Origin of the sequence: Psychrobacter sp., assembly GCF_049295055.1 — a bacterium.
Classification (GTDB): domain Bacteria; phylum Pseudomonadota; class Gammaproteobacteria; order Pseudomonadales; family Moraxellaceae; genus Psychrobacter.
Genome location: NZ_JBAQQF010000005.1, coordinates 1 through 15,927, shown reverse-complemented (window position 1 = coordinate 15,927; position 15,927 = coordinate 1). Strand labels below are relative to the sequence as shown.

Annotated in this window: 13 protein-coding genes and 1 tRNA gene; 11 read left to right on the top strand and 3 right to left on the bottom strand. The window is 38.3% G+C overall.

The annotated features are described in order from the left end of the window. Positions 1–19: 19 nt before the first annotated feature. On the bottom strand, positions 20–913 hold the full coding sequence (locus tag WAZ74_RS01045; RefSeq protein ID WP_422304883.1) for a DNA/RNA non-specific endonuclease: 894 nt from the start codon (positions 911–913) through the stop codon (positions 20–22). A gap of 249 nt (positions 914–1,162) precedes the next feature. Between WAZ74_RS01045 and WAZ74_RS01040 the strand changes: the two genes are divergently transcribed. Then, positions 1,163–1,253: transfer RNA gene (locus WAZ74_RS01040), tRNA-Ser, on the top strand. Positions 1,254–1,536: 283 nt separating this feature from the next. Then, positions 1,537–2,895: a tyrosine-type recombinase/integrase gene (locus WAZ74_RS01035; RefSeq protein ID WP_011514656.1), complete on the top strand. Its 1,359-nt coding sequence runs from the start codon at positions 1,537–1,539 to the stop codon at positions 2,893–2,895. 6 nt (positions 2,896–2,901) lie between these two features. Here WAZ74_RS01035 and WAZ74_RS01030 read toward each other — a convergent pair whose 3' ends face one another. Beyond that, positions 2,902–3,825, bottom strand: a complete 924-nt coding sequence (locus tag WAZ74_RS01030; RefSeq protein WP_011514657.1) for a hypothetical protein — start codon at positions 3,823–3,825, stop codon at positions 2,902–2,904. Positions 3,826–4,265: 440 nt separating this feature from the next. On the opposite strand from WAZ74_RS01030, the gene WAZ74_RS01025 reads away from it, so the two are divergent. The 7 genes from WAZ74_RS01025 (at position 4,266) to WAZ74_RS00995 (ending at position 10,519) form a co-directional block, all read left to right on the top strand. Beyond that, positions 4,266–5,156 (top strand): inovirus-type Gp2 protein, encoded by an 891-nt coding sequence (locus WAZ74_RS01025; RefSeq protein ID WP_011514658.1) that lies wholly within the window; start codon positions 4,266–4,268, stop codon positions 5,154–5,156. Between the two features lie 155 nt (positions 5,157–5,311). Continuing rightward, positions 5,312–5,602 (top strand): hypothetical protein, encoded by a 291-nt coding sequence (locus WAZ74_RS01020; RefSeq protein ID WP_011514659.1) that lies wholly within the window; start codon positions 5,312–5,314, stop codon positions 5,600–5,602. Positions 5,603–5,651: 49 nt separating this feature from the next. Continuing rightward, positions 5,652–6,644 carry a DUF932 domain-containing protein gene (locus tag WAZ74_RS01015; protein WP_011514660.1) on the top strand — a complete coding sequence of 331 codons (993 nt, stop codon included), beginning with the start codon at positions 5,652–5,654 and terminating at the stop codon, positions 6,642–6,644. A 103-nt stretch (positions 6,645–6,747) separates the two neighbouring features. Beyond that, positions 6,748–7,854 carry a YqaJ viral recombinase family protein gene (locus WAZ74_RS01010; protein WP_422304878.1) on the top strand — a complete coding sequence of 369 codons (1,107 nt, stop codon included), beginning with the start codon at positions 6,748–6,750 and terminating at the stop codon, positions 7,852–7,854. A gap of 123 nt (positions 7,855–7,977) precedes the next feature. Continuing rightward, positions 7,978–8,886: a hypothetical protein gene (locus tag WAZ74_RS01005; protein WP_011514662.1), complete on the top strand. Its 909-nt coding sequence runs from the start codon at positions 7,978–7,980 to the stop codon at positions 8,884–8,886. A gap of 168 nt (positions 8,887–9,054) precedes the next feature. After that, positions 9,055–9,315 (top strand): helix-turn-helix transcriptional regulator, encoded by a 261-nt coding sequence (locus WAZ74_RS01000; protein WP_011514663.1) that lies wholly within the window; start codon positions 9,055–9,057, stop codon positions 9,313–9,315. A gap of 313 nt (positions 9,316–9,628) precedes the next feature. Next, positions 9,629–10,519, top strand: a complete 891-nt coding sequence (locus tag WAZ74_RS00995) for a leucine-rich repeat domain-containing protein (protein ID WP_422304873.1) — start codon at positions 9,629–9,631, stop codon at positions 10,517–10,519. Between the two features lie 172 nt (positions 10,520–10,691). Here the strand turns inward: WAZ74_RS00995 and WAZ74_RS00990 are convergent, their stop codons facing one another. Continuing rightward, positions 10,692–10,871: a hypothetical protein gene (locus WAZ74_RS00990; protein WP_422304871.1), complete on the bottom strand. Its 180-nt coding sequence runs from the start codon at positions 10,869–10,871 to the stop codon at positions 10,692–10,694. A gap of 372 nt (positions 10,872–11,243) precedes the next feature. On the opposite strand from WAZ74_RS00990, the gene WAZ74_RS00985 reads away from it, so the two are divergent. Next, positions 11,244–14,111 (top strand): UvrD-helicase domain-containing protein, encoded by a 2,868-nt coding sequence (locus WAZ74_RS00985; protein WP_422304869.1) that lies wholly within the window; start codon positions 11,244–11,246, stop codon positions 14,109–14,111. A gap of 581 nt (positions 14,112–14,692) precedes the next feature. After that, positions 14,693–15,805: a DUF262 domain-containing protein gene (locus WAZ74_RS00980; RefSeq protein WP_422304867.1), complete on the top strand. Its 1,113-nt coding sequence runs from the start codon at positions 14,693–14,695 to the stop codon at positions 15,803–15,805. The last annotated feature ends 122 nt before the right edge of the window (positions 15,806–15,927 follow it).

Below are 15,927 nucleotides of genomic sequence, written 5' to 3'. Positions count from 1 at the left end.
CTAGTTACATTTAAACGATTTATGCCTGTAATTGTGCCATGAGCCACTCAAAGATTGCCAAGACAAATAACATCCAAGTGGGCTCTTCTTCAGATATTGTGGGCAAATCTGACGCCTCACCAGCTTTCAGGGGTAAGTTAAAAGCTTGGGATTTGGTTTTTGCATCAAGTATAGGTAAGACATCGATACCAGTCTTGGCAGTTAACTCGTCAATACTAATGACCTCTATACGCTCTGACTCGTCGTTTGGCGCATAATAAACGCCTGCTTGATTGCTCGCTGGGATATAAACCGCCTTAAAAAAATGGCTAGGTACGAGCACACGTTCAGCTAATTGCTTGGTTTTTTTATCGGTAAATGCCACTCCAGTAATGGTATAAACCTCGCCATATTGTTGGGTCAGATAGCGAGTAGCAGATTCAATATTGCGCCAAATATAGCGATTATTACGCGGCGATTGTGGGGCTATATTGGCTAAGCTAAAACTATCATACTGTTGACTACGATTGGCCATATCGCCATTGGGCGCTAAATGTCCGCGGTCATAACCTGAGCTCGAATAATCAGATAGTTTGGCGCGCATAGATTGTGGTAGACGGCTCTCTTCATGAAAACTGTCTTCGCGATCGATTTGTTTCGCTTGCTGCAAACGTTTACGATTTAGATGTTCTGCTGACCATAGCGGCGTACGTGATACACCAGAATACATGACGGCAAAACCATCCATACATAGCGCTTGGGTATTGTTACTGAGCTTGGTATTGGTAAATTCGGGATAAACACCGCCATAAAATGACTGACTACACTGGATAAAGTCATCAGCATATGCTGATGATATGCTCAGTACGGCTGTAATAACCGTCATTGTTATACTGTTTTTAATATTAGACTTACGTTTAAAAATACTGATCATGCAACTTCCAACCATTTATATCTACTATGACATATGTGCTATCCTAGCAGGCGTCTGCCAATAAAGAAAGATACACCGCAAGCCGTGACATTTTAAATGGTATCCGCTATACTAAGTCGTTCAAAAATCAGTGCTTGTCAAAAATCTGCATACTTTTTAAAACCAACGGTCTGAAAAAGGCCAATGGTAGATTATAGTATTTCTATAATGAATAGTCTGTGCGGTAATCAAATGAGCATTGGCAAAAATGGTGAAGTGGGTGAGTGGCTGAAACCGCACGCCTGGAAAGTGTGTATGCGTTAATAGCGTATCGAGGGTTCGAATCCCTCCTTCACCGCCAATCTTAGTTATCCCCTGTTTTCCTAATCTGTCCCATCACATCCTAAACACTCCTTAAACCCTTTAACAGCAAGACTTCCAGTCTATGCTTACTGTCTATCCCTGTCCCAATCATTCCCATTCGAACCTATGTATCCCACGTGTTGTGTTGGTCTATCCGTTGGTCTATTATTCATATACGCCTCAATTAGACCAACATTCGATCTCAATCTATATGGCTTAGACCAACATAATCGTCTATAAGCTTTAAAAATATAGCTTGTAGGTATAAGGAATAGACCAACATGTTAAGTGATGCCAAAATTCGTAAGCTTAAGCCAACTGATAAATGCACCCCTTCTCGCCCAGACAAATATAGTGATCAACAAGGTTTACAATTACTGGTACGCAGCTCAGGAACGCGGACATGGGTAAGCGCATATCGCTTTGATGGTAAGCAGCAGAAAACTACTTTAGGTACATACCCACAAATGGGCTTGGCAGAAGCAAGAGTAGCTAACGCTGACATTAAAGCTTTAGTAGCCAATGGAATCAATCCAAAGAATAAAAAACGTCAAGACAAGCTTGCGAATGAGCAAGCTAAAACGTTCAATGATTATGCGGTTGAATGGCTAGAGGAGCGTGAGCGCAACGTAAAGCCTCGCACCTATCAGCAAGACTATAATCGCATGCACAAAGACGTTATACCTAGCTTTGAAGGCATTGCTTTAAAAGATGTGACGTTTGAAGATTGTAAATTAATGGCAGATAACATTGAAAGCAGGACTAATAATGAAGGGGCCTCACCACGAGAAGTAACCAGACGCACTATTGATCTTGTTGGGAATATTCTTAGAAGAGCCATGAGAGAGCGCCTAATCGAGGTAAATCATACAGATGGGCTTAAAGAGCTATATCCGAAAGCGAAGACTAAGCACATGAAACACGTTGAGCTTAGCGAGCTACCTAAGCTCTTACAAGACATTGAAGGCTATCATGGTCACGATCAAACTAGATTAGGTATGAAATTTCTAGCATATTCTTTCTGTCGTACTATCGAGCTAAGAATGATGAAGTGGGAGCATATTGATTTTCCTAACCGTCTCTGGCGTGTCGATATTGATAATCTTAAAATCGCGCGTAAGCATGTTGTTCCTTTATCAGATCAAATGCTAGCGGTTTTGGAGGAAATGAAGCACATCACTGGACAGTATGAATACGTTTTCTATCATACTGGTATGCACCAGCCTTATAGCGAAGAGTTCATCAATAACGCTTTAGACATTCTCGGATATGGAGGTAAACAAACTGGACATGGCTTCCGTCACATTGCCTCAACTAACCTAAACGAGCTGGGATACATGGGTGATGCTATTGAAAAGCAGATGGCGCACGACAAGAAAAGTAGCATCAGAGCTGTATATAACCATGCTCAACACTTAGAAGAACGACGCAAGATAATGCAAGTATGGGCGGACTTTTTAGACCTACTTAGAGACAAAGGCGAAGTCATAGACTTCCAGACAGCTCGGCAGCAGATTGAGAAGTCAATGATTGTGGAAAACCAAACATCCCTATCAGATTTAGATAGTGATGCTTTGATAAAGGCTTTGCAAAATAAAGGTCTAACCGGTGAAGATATAAAATCATTACTATCTCTATAGCAAAGGCTAATAAATTTCATTGCCATCCACATCAAGAAATTTTAAATTATATTCCGAGTTAATTAGAATATCGAGCATTGCAGTTTGAGATAACCTATTAACTTCAGCCATCTTCTCAAGTCTCGCATGTGTCTGGATGGTTAATGGTAAATGATAGCTTTTTTTTGTTTTACCAGCATCACGATATTTTTGTTGGCTCCAAGCTCGCTTCATCTTATCTATAATTATTTCTTTACGGTCGTTTGTTACATACTTATTACTATTGTTTATTGACGCTTCAGACAATGGGTAACTTATAATATCCAAAGAAGCTAAAACATGACTTCTTACTTCTTTTAGAGAAGCCTTATCTCTTATTATTTCATTATAGATACCAGTCTTTCTTAAATAATCCTTAGTCCACTCTATCTGCTCTTTGTTACTTTCACTTATCCACTTAGAATAATTATCTTTACTAGATATTGAAAACCAAATTCTTTCTATCTTACTCAACAGACTAATTTTAGAATCTATAGTATTTTCATTAATCTTATTATCGAAAAATCGATATACCTCCTCCATTAAATCATTACTATTAATATCAAACCAGTTATAACCATTTTCTAAATATAGAATGCTCAAAGTAAATATTTGACCTCTTAAATTATTTATAAGCCAATTAAACTCTCTATCCGGTATTACCTTATAAGTCATTTTCGAATAAGCGTCTTCAACGTAATCTCTGAATTTATCATCACTTGATAACTGCGCAATAAACTCTTCATGTCGGTTGGTTGAACCAACACTAGAAAATCTAATGTTCTCATTAGAAGATAAATACTCTTGCATCCAAATAACTTGCCTTTTTGTTAAAGACCTAACATTTTTATCAAAGTATGATTTATTATTGAATTCTCTTTGACGTTTTTCATTACTATAATTTATAGACATACAACGACCTTTTTGTTATAAATTGTTAATATCACTAGTGATATTTTAGTATAATAGCTTACGTATTCTAATAATCATTATATAGTAATAAAGTATTATTTAAGATGATTTTCCATAATATTTTGATAGATTTTATGCCACCCTTCGCTAAGGAATATAAGAGTTCTGCCTTTGAAATTACCCTAAAATAGCTAATATATAAATATCAGGTAACTTTCCCTCATAACACTCCTAAGTAAGCAATCACTTCCTCCTAGGCTAGTATGTAAAATCTCTAGTCTAGACTTATAAAAGGCAATACTAAACGAAAAATAATAGCTTGGTATTATAATATCAAATAACTAGGTAGTAATAAGCTAAGAGATTAGCTCTTAGCTACTAATATTATAAAAATACTTATTCATACAACCCTATGAGTCATTAATCTTATAGGTGAAATAATGCTACATCCATTTATCAATCAATCTAAAATTACTAACGATGTTGATAGACTTGTTAAAAACTTGCTATTCAATAATCTTAGCTCTAAACACTTTCAAGATCAACTGAACGAATTATATCGTCCATTCATGTATATGCATTACTCAAATTATTCTTTAAATTACTCTCAATCTATTAACGCACTTATGGACAGCTCCATTATGTTTATTGGCGCTGAGCATCCCTGCAATGTTATTTGGGAATACGACATGACTCAAAATCTAATTACAGAGCTTTTGAAATATAAGGATAAAATTAGTACAGAGCGTTATAATTGGCTTTATCAAGAAAAAAGAAACAAAGAAAGCTTAGATCTTTACTTTAAAAACCTAATTGAAAGAAGATCAAGAGTATTGGTTATCTTTATCGAGCTTAAATATTTAAAAGACCAACGTCATAATGTAAATATTCACAGTTTTCATAATCATATGAAAAAACTCAGAAAACTTATCAGTAAGAGGAACTCTTGTTTTAAACACTTAACTGGTTATGCATGGGCATTAGAACAAGGTTATAAAAACGGTGGTTTTCATTGCCATTTAGTTCTAACTTACGATAATTCAAAAAAGTACTCTGACTGGCTTATAGCTAAAACGATAGGTGAGAAATGGCAAGAGATCACAGAGGGCGTCGGTACTTATCATAGTTCTCACGATTCTGAGACTAAGCGTAATTTTGAGATGAAAGGTAAATTAGGTGTTGGTAGAATACGCCGTGATAACCCTCAAGAGGTTGAGAACGCTTTTACTGTAGCAAGGTATCTAACAAAGACTGATAAATACGATCAAAAACTCAAAGTGTGGTTGCCTAAAATGCAAACATTTGGACATGGTGAATTCAAGGAAGAATAGAGGCTTATCTAAATAGTAAAATAATTTCAGATATATATTATTCCCATGAGAGCAGTCAGGGAGCATTGCTCTCCTGACGGTTTAACCCAATCCATCCTAATTAAAGGTCTGCTTAATCGCAGGCCTTTTTTATGCGCTTAATTTAAGGAGCTTATATGCAAACAATCTGTCCTTACTGTCACTCATCAAGGGTGATGAACAATATGGATATTGGCAATCCATTTAGTATCTTTGAACAGCTGTGTACGCCAGCAGCGTTATCTGGTCTTGGTGTGAGCATCTGTAGGTATTACAAAATCAATTCCGCTATCGGTGTAGTAGTAGGCACGGCCCTTGCCTCTGCGATCAGCTTGGCTAAAGATAAGCTACAGCAGCCACCTTTGATCACTCTGGCAGCAAGACCTAGTTATACCTGTAATACCTGCTCAAAAACTTTCAGCATTTAACTTGTCTATATAACCAATAACTCTAATCAAATCTAAAAGGACAATTATCATGGCACATTTAATCGAAACAATGGCATACGTCGGCGAAACCCCTTGGCATGGCTTAGGTAACGAGCTGTCCCCTAAGCAGCCTATCGAGGTTTGGGCTAAGCAAGCTGGGCTTGATTGGCGTATTGAATCTTCAGACGTCAGCTACATGGCAAACAATGACAAAGGGCATAACCTGATTCTGCCCTTTGCTGAGCAGAAGGTGTTGTACCGCTCTGATAACTTTGAGCCGTTATCAGTCGTTAGTCAGCGTTATCAAGAAGTGCAGCCGCGTGAGATTCTGGAATTCTATCGTGATCTTACCGAGCAGTCTGACTTTGAATTGGAAACAGCAGGTGTCTTAAAGGGAGGTCGCAAGCTATGGGCATTAGCCCGTACAGGCCAGTCAGCAACGCTTAAGGGGAAAGATGTCAGTAATGGCTATCTGTTACTTGCAACGGCTTGTGATGGCACTCTGGCGACCACAGCACAGTTCACATCGATACGTGTGGTCTGCAATAACACTTTAGCAATTAGCTTAGCGGACGGAAGCGGTGGCGTGGTGAAAGTACCGCATAGCACCTCCTTTGATGCCGACAAGGTGAAGCAGCAATTAGGTGTGTCGGTCAAACAGTGGAATCAACACAGCTACGAGATGAAGCAATTGTCTGAGCGCCGTGTCACTCAAGCGGAAGCGGCTAATTATCTTAGCCGAGTCTTCAATGATCAGGACAATAACATCATTTTATTTAACAGCGCTAAGAAAGAGAAAGACGCTGTACCAAACGCAAAAGCGATGAATAAGGTGATGCAGATGTTTAATGGTCAAGGACGCGGAGCAGATCTTGATGCAGCTCGTGATACGGCTTATGGTTTGCTGTGTAGCATTACGGAGTATGTCGATCATGAACGTCGAGCAATGAATACAGACAACCGACTCAACTCAGCATGGTTCGGTGCTGGCGCTAAGCTCAAACAAAAGGGTTTAGAGGAATCGCTGCTGATGCTTGCTTAATTATCGATGCTTAAAATATGACAACACAACCAACCACGCCTTTGAGCGTGGTTTTTTTATACCGTTTATTTAACCAATAATAAATCTAACGAAGGAGTTCATCATGAACACAATCGCATTGAACCATATCGCTCAGCTCAGACAAACCAAGCGTACAACCGTTAAGGTGAAAGCGCCTATAGCGACCAAAGCTAATATAGATACTGAAACAGTAAAGCCGTCTACCAATCAATCAACCACCGCAAAACGTCTGGTCAATACCAAAACCCTCAGTCATGAGGACTGGCTTGAGGTACGTAAGCAAGGTATTGGTAGCTCTGACGCTGCCGCAGCTTGTGGAATACACCCTTACTTATCGATGCTTGAGCTGTGGATGATTAAGACCGGTCGTTTGCATTCACACTTGGATGACGATATTGATGGCTACTCACCATTGTACTGGGGCAATACACTAGAGCCGATGGTGGCTAAATATTATCAACAGCACACAGGCAACAAGGTTCGCCGTGTGAATGCCATCTTGCAGCATCCTGATCCTGACAATCACTTTATGCTGGCAAACTTAGACTACGCGATAACAGGAAATGAGAAGGTGCAGATTCTAGAGTGTAAAACCGCAGGGGAACATGGTGCCAAGCTGTGGAAGCATGGCGTACCGTTGTATGTGACGTGCCAAGTGCAGCATCAATTAGCAGTCACGGGTAAGCAAGCTGCACATATCTGCGTGCTGCTATGTGGTCATGAAGCAAAGATTTATAAAGTTGAGCGTGACGAGCGCTTGATTGCCTCCATCATTGAGCATGAGCGGTTATTTTGGCAATATGTGGAAACCGACACTCCACCAACGCCTGATCATAGTGAGTCAGCAGCGAGAGCCTTAAAACAACTTTATCCAACCCCTGAGCCGTCAAGCAAAGTTGATCTGCGAGAAGATGACGGAGCCAATAAGTTGTTTGAGCAATTGCTGAGCTACCGTGACTATATGCAAGAGTTAGAGCAGCGTCATGACCAAGTGAAGCACCAGCTGCAAAGCTTAATTCAAGATAATGAGATTGCGGTATTCGAGAAAGGCGCTATATCTTGGAAGCGCTCTAAGGACAGCATTAGCCTCGATAGCAAGGCACTAACCAAAGCGCATCCTGAGTTGCTCGAGCAATTTAGTAAAACTCGTCAAGGCAGTCGTCGCTTTGTAATCCTTAACGATAACTAAGCCAATAATTCGTTATCAACCATAATCCGTAAATTAATCCACTCAATCAAATAAGCGCATAAACGCCCACCCGTTATAGGTGGGCTTTTTTATGGCTAAATAAAACACATAAGGAATATCACCATGATTAAAGGTCTCACTATAACCCCACCAGTTTTAGGACGTATCAGCATTGGACGTGTCATTGTAAAGGATGGCAAGCGTCTACCTGCCAAAGACGATCAATTCACCATCACCAGCCAAGTTCAAAATAAGGACGGCTGGATCAATCACCCACTAGACGAGAAGCTACGCGAAAACAGCAACGGCAAACTCAGACAAATACCGGTACGCATGCTGTTTAATGATCCTGAACTAAACTTACGTGCTGAGTACACGCTATTTGATAGACAGACCGGACGCCCACTATGCGTAGGCGACGGTGAGCAATGTCAGCGACGCACAAACAAAGGCGTTGAAAACCATCCATGCCCATCACCTGATCGCTGTCCATTGGCACAAGGCGGTGCTTGTAAACCTTATGGAAGGCTCTATGTGAATCTGTCTGAGGATGATGAACTTGGCACGTTCATCTTTCGGACAACTGGCTTTAATAGTATTCGTACGCTTGCCGCAAGGCTGAGCTACTTTGCAGCAGTATCAGGCAATAAACTGTCATGTCTGCCATTACAGCTTACCTTGAGAGGCAAAAGTACGACACAAAGCTATCGCACGCCGATTTACTTTGTTGATTTAACACTGCGTGATGGCATCACACTCAAGCAAGCGGTGCAAGATGCACAAGCGATAGATGCGGAGCTGAGTGAGCATGGCTTTGATCAAGCAGCATTAGAGCAAGCTGCGAAACAAGGATATGTGAATTCATGCTTTGAGGTCGATGGCGATGATTTAGCAGAAGTCGCTGAGGAGTTTTATCCGATGGAAACAGACGCAGCTAGCAATCAGCAAAATAACTCTAAGAGTGAATTCCCCATTAATACAGTAGCTAGTATTGAGCAAGGTCTACGGCAAAGTGTGACGGCTGTGAGTTGATACTGCTAAGCGTATACAGAGCATATAAAGGAGCTGATTAATTCAGCTCCTTTTTTTCGTGAATTAAATAAGAGTAAACAATCGGACTGCATGGGATGCCGTAAAAAAATATAGGACTGGGTAACTGTATGAGAGGAAACGCTCTCAATAACTTACAAGGAGCTAATCGTGGAAAATTTAAATATTAATAACCAAAATAACGCAGCTAACCTAAGTGCTTTACTCATACCAAGAATGGTGCCACTAAAAGATGTTGTCTACTTCACTGCGCTTAGTAGTACAACTATTTACGACATGTTAGATAAAAGATCTAGTCGTTATGACCCAACTTTCCCTCGTCAAGTTAAATTATCAAAAGGCAGAGTAGCTTGGGTTGAGAGTGAAATTACACAATGGTTAGAGTCCAAGATGGCAGATAGGGTTCACTAGGTAGCAATACAAGAATAAGTCACTTTAATTGGCTTATTTTTTTCTTCCTAACGTGATTAGTATTAACCCAAAAACCTATCTCGACATACGCATTAAGATGTAATTACATACCTGACCAATATAATTTTAACCCCTTAAATACAACTAAACCTTCCTGACGCATTTTTTGTAAAAACTCCCTGCTCTATATTCCAATGCTTTTTATATAACAGTTTTAAGCGTTTTATGACAAGTGTTGAAATGAGTGTAAAAGAGTGGATAAAAAATACACTAAAGAATCGTAGCAAAAGGTTAAAAACAACGAGAGTAAGCCATGCAATTATCTAAACGTGAGCATATAGCCCTTGAGCTATTGAAAACTAAAAACTTTTCTACAAAAAAATCTTTTAAACTTGCTGATGAATTCAGCATCTCTTCACTTGATGTTGATCATCCTATTTCAGAAGACTGTGACCTTAAGAAAATATGGCAATGGGCAGATGAGTTTAATATCCCTGAAAGCGAGATTCCTCGTAATAAAGATCAGTTGCTATCAATGAGTCATTTGCAAATACTAAGAGATTACGATGGTAATTCTCGCTGCCTAACCTACTTGCCTGAAGCTATTGGGATACTAGTCAATTTAAAGCAAATTCATTTATTAAATCATGAGCTAACTAAACTACCTGATAGCATTGGTAACTTAAAGAAGCTAATCTTCATATCTGTTGATCGTAACAATCTAACAGAATTACCTGATAGCATATGCAAACTTAGAAAATTACAAGTTCTCACTGCAACAAGAAATTCGTTAATTAAGTTACCTAATGAAATTGGGAGCTTAATGAGTTTGCAACTAATTGAACTAGCAGGCAATAAACTGAATAAACTACCATCTAGTATTACTCATTTGACTGAGCTAGAAATACTTGACATTAGATGGAATCGACTAACTGAGCTACCCGATACTATAGGTCAGCTATCAGAATTACAAGAACTTCACATTGAAGAAAACTTCCTAACGAATCTGCCTGATAGCATTGGTGAGCTATCCTACCTAGAAGAGATTCACTTTGACAATAATCATATAACAAGAGTTTCTGAAGGTATCTGCAATCTTAAAAGAATTAATACCTTAGTCTTGGATAATAGCATATTCGAGAATTCGTCTAATTCAGTTAAGGGTTTTTTAAATGGCATAGAGAGTTTTGAGAAAAAATTATAGTGATAAGACCTAACTAATATAAAAAGGCGAGTCAATCTAAATGACTCGCCTTTTATCATAACTTCTCTAACAAAATTATGAGTCGCAACAGCTTTCAAAAGTCCTTTGAATAAACACAGCTGAAGGCTTCGAGAGCATAAACCTAAGCTATTATAAGTAGGTTTTAGAAGAACTATTCTCCTGGTTTGGTATCAATATGTGCACCAGGTGGTAGACCTTCTAACAACGGTTCATCAAACGTACCACTTTCTATTTGCTTTGCAATCAAATCAATCTTTTGTTGCTGTTGATTTGGGCTTAGACCTTCATCATCATTGACTTTATTTCCATCCGCATCATATTCTTCGCTCATTGTAACTTCCTTATACTAATTAGATAAGGAAGCAGTATTAGACGATAGAAATAATATTTCAAGTGTTTTTTACACTCATATTCTGATTAATTTTTCAATAGACTGTATTCTTGCAAAAGCACCACTGCTAATAGCATAAAACAAAAAATTAACGATGGCCTATGCGAGATATCTGTTGGATTACATGAAGCAAAAAACTCAAGCGGTCTAGTCGTAAAGAAAAATGCTCACTCCCAAACCAAGTACATGAATTATTGTGATTTATTTAGCTCATTACTGAAGTTTTTTATTTTTTTACTATAGACTGTATGCTCAGATTAAGGCGCATTCAAATAAACAAATATTTATTTTAGATACATATGAGTAAAAAAGATGAGAGAGATTACTACCGTTGATCAATTAAATTTTAATTTTCTTGGCAAGATTTTTGGTAAAAAAGGCCTCCGTCTGACAGATCAAGGCTTGCTTATAGATACTAAAAAAGGACCAACAGAGCTCATCTCTTTCGCTGAAGTTAAAAGGTTTGCTTATATTGAAGAAGGATTCTTTGGCGCAACTCTATTTGTTCACAACAAGCAATCATTGCAAGAACACAAATTTTTATCCAAAACTAACTCTACAGCGTTTTTAGAGTCTATCAACAAAAAGATTGCTCACTCATTACAACCCCATCTTCTTAACTTAATTGAAGACTTTAACCTTCGAGTGTTGAGTAACTACCCTAGAGATTCTAAAATAGAACCAATTAAGTCATTAGCAGATGAACTGTCTATATTTTATAAAGATGCTAGGGTGCCATGGGCTTACTTTACCAACCCTAAGCTCTTTAGCGAAGTTGAGAAGATACACAACCTCTGCCCTATCAAACAAGAAACCTTAGGCGCGTATCATGAAAAAACCAACCTAGAACAAAGAAAATCTTTTTTTGATAGCGTAGAGTCAAACCCGTTGACTGATGAGCAAAGACTGGGCGTACTTCGCTCTAATGATAAGAATATGGTACTGGCTGCTGCTGGCACAGGCAAAACCTCTGTAATGGTTGCCAAGGCCCTCGACCTTATTGATAGGGGACTAGCAGCACCTCAAGAGATTCTAGTTCTGGCTTACAATAAGTCAGCTGCTGAAGAGTTAAAAAAACGGCTTGCTGATAAAGCTGAGAACTCAGGCATCGTATTAACTGAATCCCCTCAAATTTCAACATTTCACGCTTTAGGTAGAAAAATCCTAGGGGATTCTGGTATCTCAACCTATATGAGCGTCTTCACTGAAGACAGCTTAAAGCTTGGTGCGTGGGTAACAGAGTGGCTAATAGAGTATTTAACACAAGATCCCAAAAGAATGGTCGATTTTATATCGCTATTCCCAGAACCTGTGAATCCTTTCGACTTTAAGACTCAAGAAGAGTATGAGCGGCATATCAGAGACAATGAGTTTAGAACCCTACAAGGCGAATTAGTCAAAGGGTACCAGGAGCTCAGGATAGCTAACTGGTTAGCTATTCATAGGATCGCATACGAATATGAAGCGCGTTATATCAGTAAGCGTAGAATTGACATAGGTTTTGACTACCAACCTGATTTTCATATATCGGACTCTAATATTTACATCGAGCACTTCGGCATTGATAGGCAGGGTAATACTCGACCAGATATTGATAAGCAAGCATATAACGAGTCTATAGATAGCAAGCGTAAATTGCATAAAGAGCTTGAAACAGTTTTAGTGGAAACATTCCATTATGACTGGACTGAAGATGCACTCGAAGCTCGTCTTGAAGAACGACTGGCTGCTGTCGGGGTTATTCCTGATAAAAACTCAGTTGAAGAGGCTTCAAAAGAATTACTCTCTAAACTCAAGGAAGGGAATCAAATTGCCACTTGGAGCAAAATGCTTATTAAGGCTTTACAAGCCACTCGATTTGAAAGGCTCAATGAAAACTCAATACTTGATAGGCTAAAAAAAGCTGGCATATCACAAGCAAAGAAAAAGACACGCATTCTCACTGACTTGCACAACGCTTATGTTGAAGAGCTTGTAGCTACTGATTCAATTGACTTTGACGATATGATTATTCGTGCAATAGCAGTTGTAGATAATGGTCAATATAAACCTCAATGGAGATATATTCTTGTCGATGAGTTTCAAGATATATCTGCTTCTCGGATGGAGTTTGTTAACAGCATTATTGAGAAAGGTCCTGATCCCTCATTAACCGTTGTCGGTGATGATTGGCAGTCTATCTATCGATTTTCAGGTGGTAAACTTGAGCTCACCACTAGATTTAATGAGCTGGTTGGACCACACACGCTAACAATGCTCCAAAAGACATTCCGCTATAACAATAGCATTGCTGATACTGCTGGGACGTTCATCATGGAGAACCCTGAACAGTATCAGAAGCACATCAAAACGCATGACATGGCACATGAGTCACAAGTATATTTACTAGATGATAAGACTGGTGAAGAGAATGGTCTCTATAGTAGAGTCGCTGAGGTTGTCAGCAAGATTAGAGCAAATGACCCTGAGGGTTCAATAGCGATTATTGCTAGGTATAATTATTTGCTAAAAGATTCACGTGATTTCTTAGGCAAAGAAAATTCAAAAGGCATCCATTTTTGGAGCTTTCACAAATCTAAAGGGCTTGAAGCTGACTATTGCATCTTAATTGGGTTTTTCCAAGGGAAAAGCGGCTTCCCTAATGGAAACCGCGAGGACGCTATTCCAGAAGCCCTACTTCCAACATTAGACTCATTCCCTCATTCTGAAGAACGACGTTTGCTGTATGTTGGTATAACGCGCTGTAAAAAGAAATCGTATATTATTGCTAGTCCCACAGCGCCCTCAGAATTTGTTCTTGAATTACTGGCTCCCAAATATGACATCAACATTTTCTCTAAATCATTTCAAGAACGCCATAGAAAGATATTTAAATGCCCTAACTGCGTAAACGGCTATCTACGCTTAATCAAAGGACAGTATGGCAGTTTTTATGGCTGTAGCTCTGGGAAAGGTTGTTCGGTAGGTAAGGCGCGCGTCTGCACGAAGTGTGAGGCACCTTCGGTCGATAGAGAGCATGATAGTTTATGCAACAACAGGGACTGTGGTAATTCAATGAAAATCTGTAATAAATGTGGTCGCCCCATGAAAATGCGCGAAAGTAAATTTGGCAAGTTTTGGGGCTGTAGTGGCTATGGCATTCCTGACGATCAATGTAAAAATACAATCAAGATTCGCTAAGCAATATCTCAGTATTACAACCTGTTACTTAATCAGTTCATTATATTAATCGTCAAAAACTATTAGGTTTTTAGGTTAAGGCAAGAAAGTAACAGAAACGCTATGCACAAAAAAGTGCTCACGGTTATGATACTCGGCAATATGACAAGGCTCAGGCATTGATTAATAATCAATGCCTTTTTTAAAGATTTTCCTAAATATAAATTGATTATAGAATAGTTTTAATAAACTAAATCCTGATTGACTTATTATTATTTTCAACTTAAAAAAAGACTATTTTTACCGTACAAGCCTTATTAAATAAGGCTTTCAGCCTCTCTCTAGAGAAAGGTGTATTTTTATATTTATAACGTTTTTTAGTAAAATACCTAGACTTAGATAATTAACACCTACAGAAGATTAGTTAAAATCTACCTGTACAAAAATACAGATAATTGTATTTGAGTTTATTATTTACGGACATTTTTTAATAGTGAGTATAATGCTTTTACTCTAACTCAATAGCTAGATTCACCTTACTAGTTTTAGGCCATGACGCTAATATAAAGTCGTAAAAATTTCAGATAAACATAAGGATAAATATGAAGATTGATGCAGATGTCTATACTATTCAAGAGCTTGAAAAGTATTATTTTGTAGTGCCAGACTATCAAAGAGAGTATGTCTGGGAAGCAGATAAACATATTTATCAGTTTTTAGTTGATATAGACGAAGAATTTGAAGCCCATTCTCACGATCAACAAAGCTATTTTATTGGCTCAATCATTGTTGTCAAAAAAGACAGTAAATACGATGTCATTGACGGTCAACAACGTTTAACGACTATTGTCATTAGCTTATGTGCAATGCGTAATATCCTAGAAGACTTACAAGAAAAGGGGCAGCTTACTGACATGAGCAGTAGCATCCTAGATATTATAAAAGGTTGGCTCTTTAAATTTGACTTAAAAACTAAGTCTACACTTTCTCGCCTTGAGCTACAATATGATGAAAGCAACGGGTACTTAGAAACTATAATCCAAAAAAAGACATATGAAGGCGAGATCACAAATTCAATCCAGAAGATGCAAAAAGCATATGAGCGTATTTTTAAACACCTACAAGATTATTTAAATCAAGGGGTAGAACTATTCGAGGAATATACCCAATATTTTTTGACTAATGTTAATGTTGTAGTAATTGAATCAGATAACCTAGGTAGTGCGCTTAAAATATTCGAGACTATTAACCAACGTGGTGCTGGTCTAAATGCAATGGATTTAGTTAAGAACCTGATGTTTAGTAAAGCTAATACTCACGACTTTGAAACTATCAAAACCAAGTGGAAGCAAATTACTACCGATCTCCAAGCTTGTGATGAAGGGGATAAACCATTACGTTTTTTAAGATACTTTATGATTGCACGTTATCATAATGGCATTATTCGTGAGGATGATTTGTACTCTTGGATCATATCCAAAGAAGGTAAGCATAAACTACAGTATGAAACCAAGCCGCTAAACTTAGTGAATGAAATGGCTATAGCAGCTAAACGTTACAGCCATTTAGTACAAGCAACAAATAGCGATAGCAGTAATATAGGTATTAATAAATACCCTAATGTAGTCAAGATTGGGTATATAAACAAACAACGCTCACGTCAGCATTTAATGTTATTGATGGCATTGGATTTAAATTGTGATGACAATGTATAGTAGAGCCTTTATAAAAGTGGTACAGTAGTTTTAAAATAAATGAAAAGTAAAAAGATTATGACTTATTCAGCAGACTTTCGAGCTCAAGTGATTAAAAGTGTCGAACAACAAGGCATGAGTAT

Bases quoted from the DNA above. Each gene is read 5' to 3' on its own strand.
- WAZ74_RS01045 (WP_422304883.1), bottom strand. From the start codon at position 913: ATGATCAGTATTTTTAAACGTAAGTCTAATATTAAAAACAGTATAACA.
- WAZ74_RS01035 (WP_011514656.1), top strand. From the start codon at position 1,537: ATGTTAAGTGATGCCAAAATTCGTAAGCTTAAGCCAACTGATAAATGC.
- WAZ74_RS01030 (WP_011514657.1), bottom strand. From the start codon at position 3,825: ATGTCTATAAATTATAGTAATGAAAAACGTCAAAGAGAATTCAATAAT.
- WAZ74_RS01025 (WP_011514658.1), top strand. From the start codon at position 4,266: ATGCTACATCCATTTATCAATCAATCTAAAATTACTAACGATGTTGAT.
- WAZ74_RS01020 (WP_011514659.1), top strand. From the start codon at position 5,312: ATGCAAACAATCTGTCCTTACTGTCACTCATCAAGGGTGATGAACAAT.
- WAZ74_RS01015 (WP_011514660.1), top strand. From the start codon at position 5,652: ATGGCACATTTAATCGAAACAATGGCATACGTCGGCGAAACCCCTTGG.
- WAZ74_RS01010 (WP_422304878.1), top strand. From the start codon at position 6,748: ATGAACACAATCGCATTGAACCATATCGCTCAGCTCAGACAAACCAAG.
- WAZ74_RS01005 (WP_011514662.1), top strand. From the start codon at position 7,978: ATGATTAAAGGTCTCACTATAACCCCACCAGTTTTAGGACGTATCAGC.
- WAZ74_RS00995 (WP_422304873.1), top strand. From the start codon at position 9,629: ATGCAATTATCTAAACGTGAGCATATAGCCCTTGAGCTATTGAAAACT.
- WAZ74_RS00990 (WP_422304871.1), bottom strand. From the start codon at position 10,871: ATGAGCGAAGAATATGATGCGGATGGAAATAAAGTCAATGATGATGAA.
- WAZ74_RS00985 (WP_422304869.1), top strand. From the start codon at position 11,244: ATGAGAGAGATTACTACCGTTGATCAATTAAATTTTAATTTTCTTGGC.
- WAZ74_RS00980 (WP_422304867.1), top strand. From the start codon at position 14,693: ATGAAGATTGATGCAGATGTCTATACTATTCAAGAGCTTGAAAAGTAT.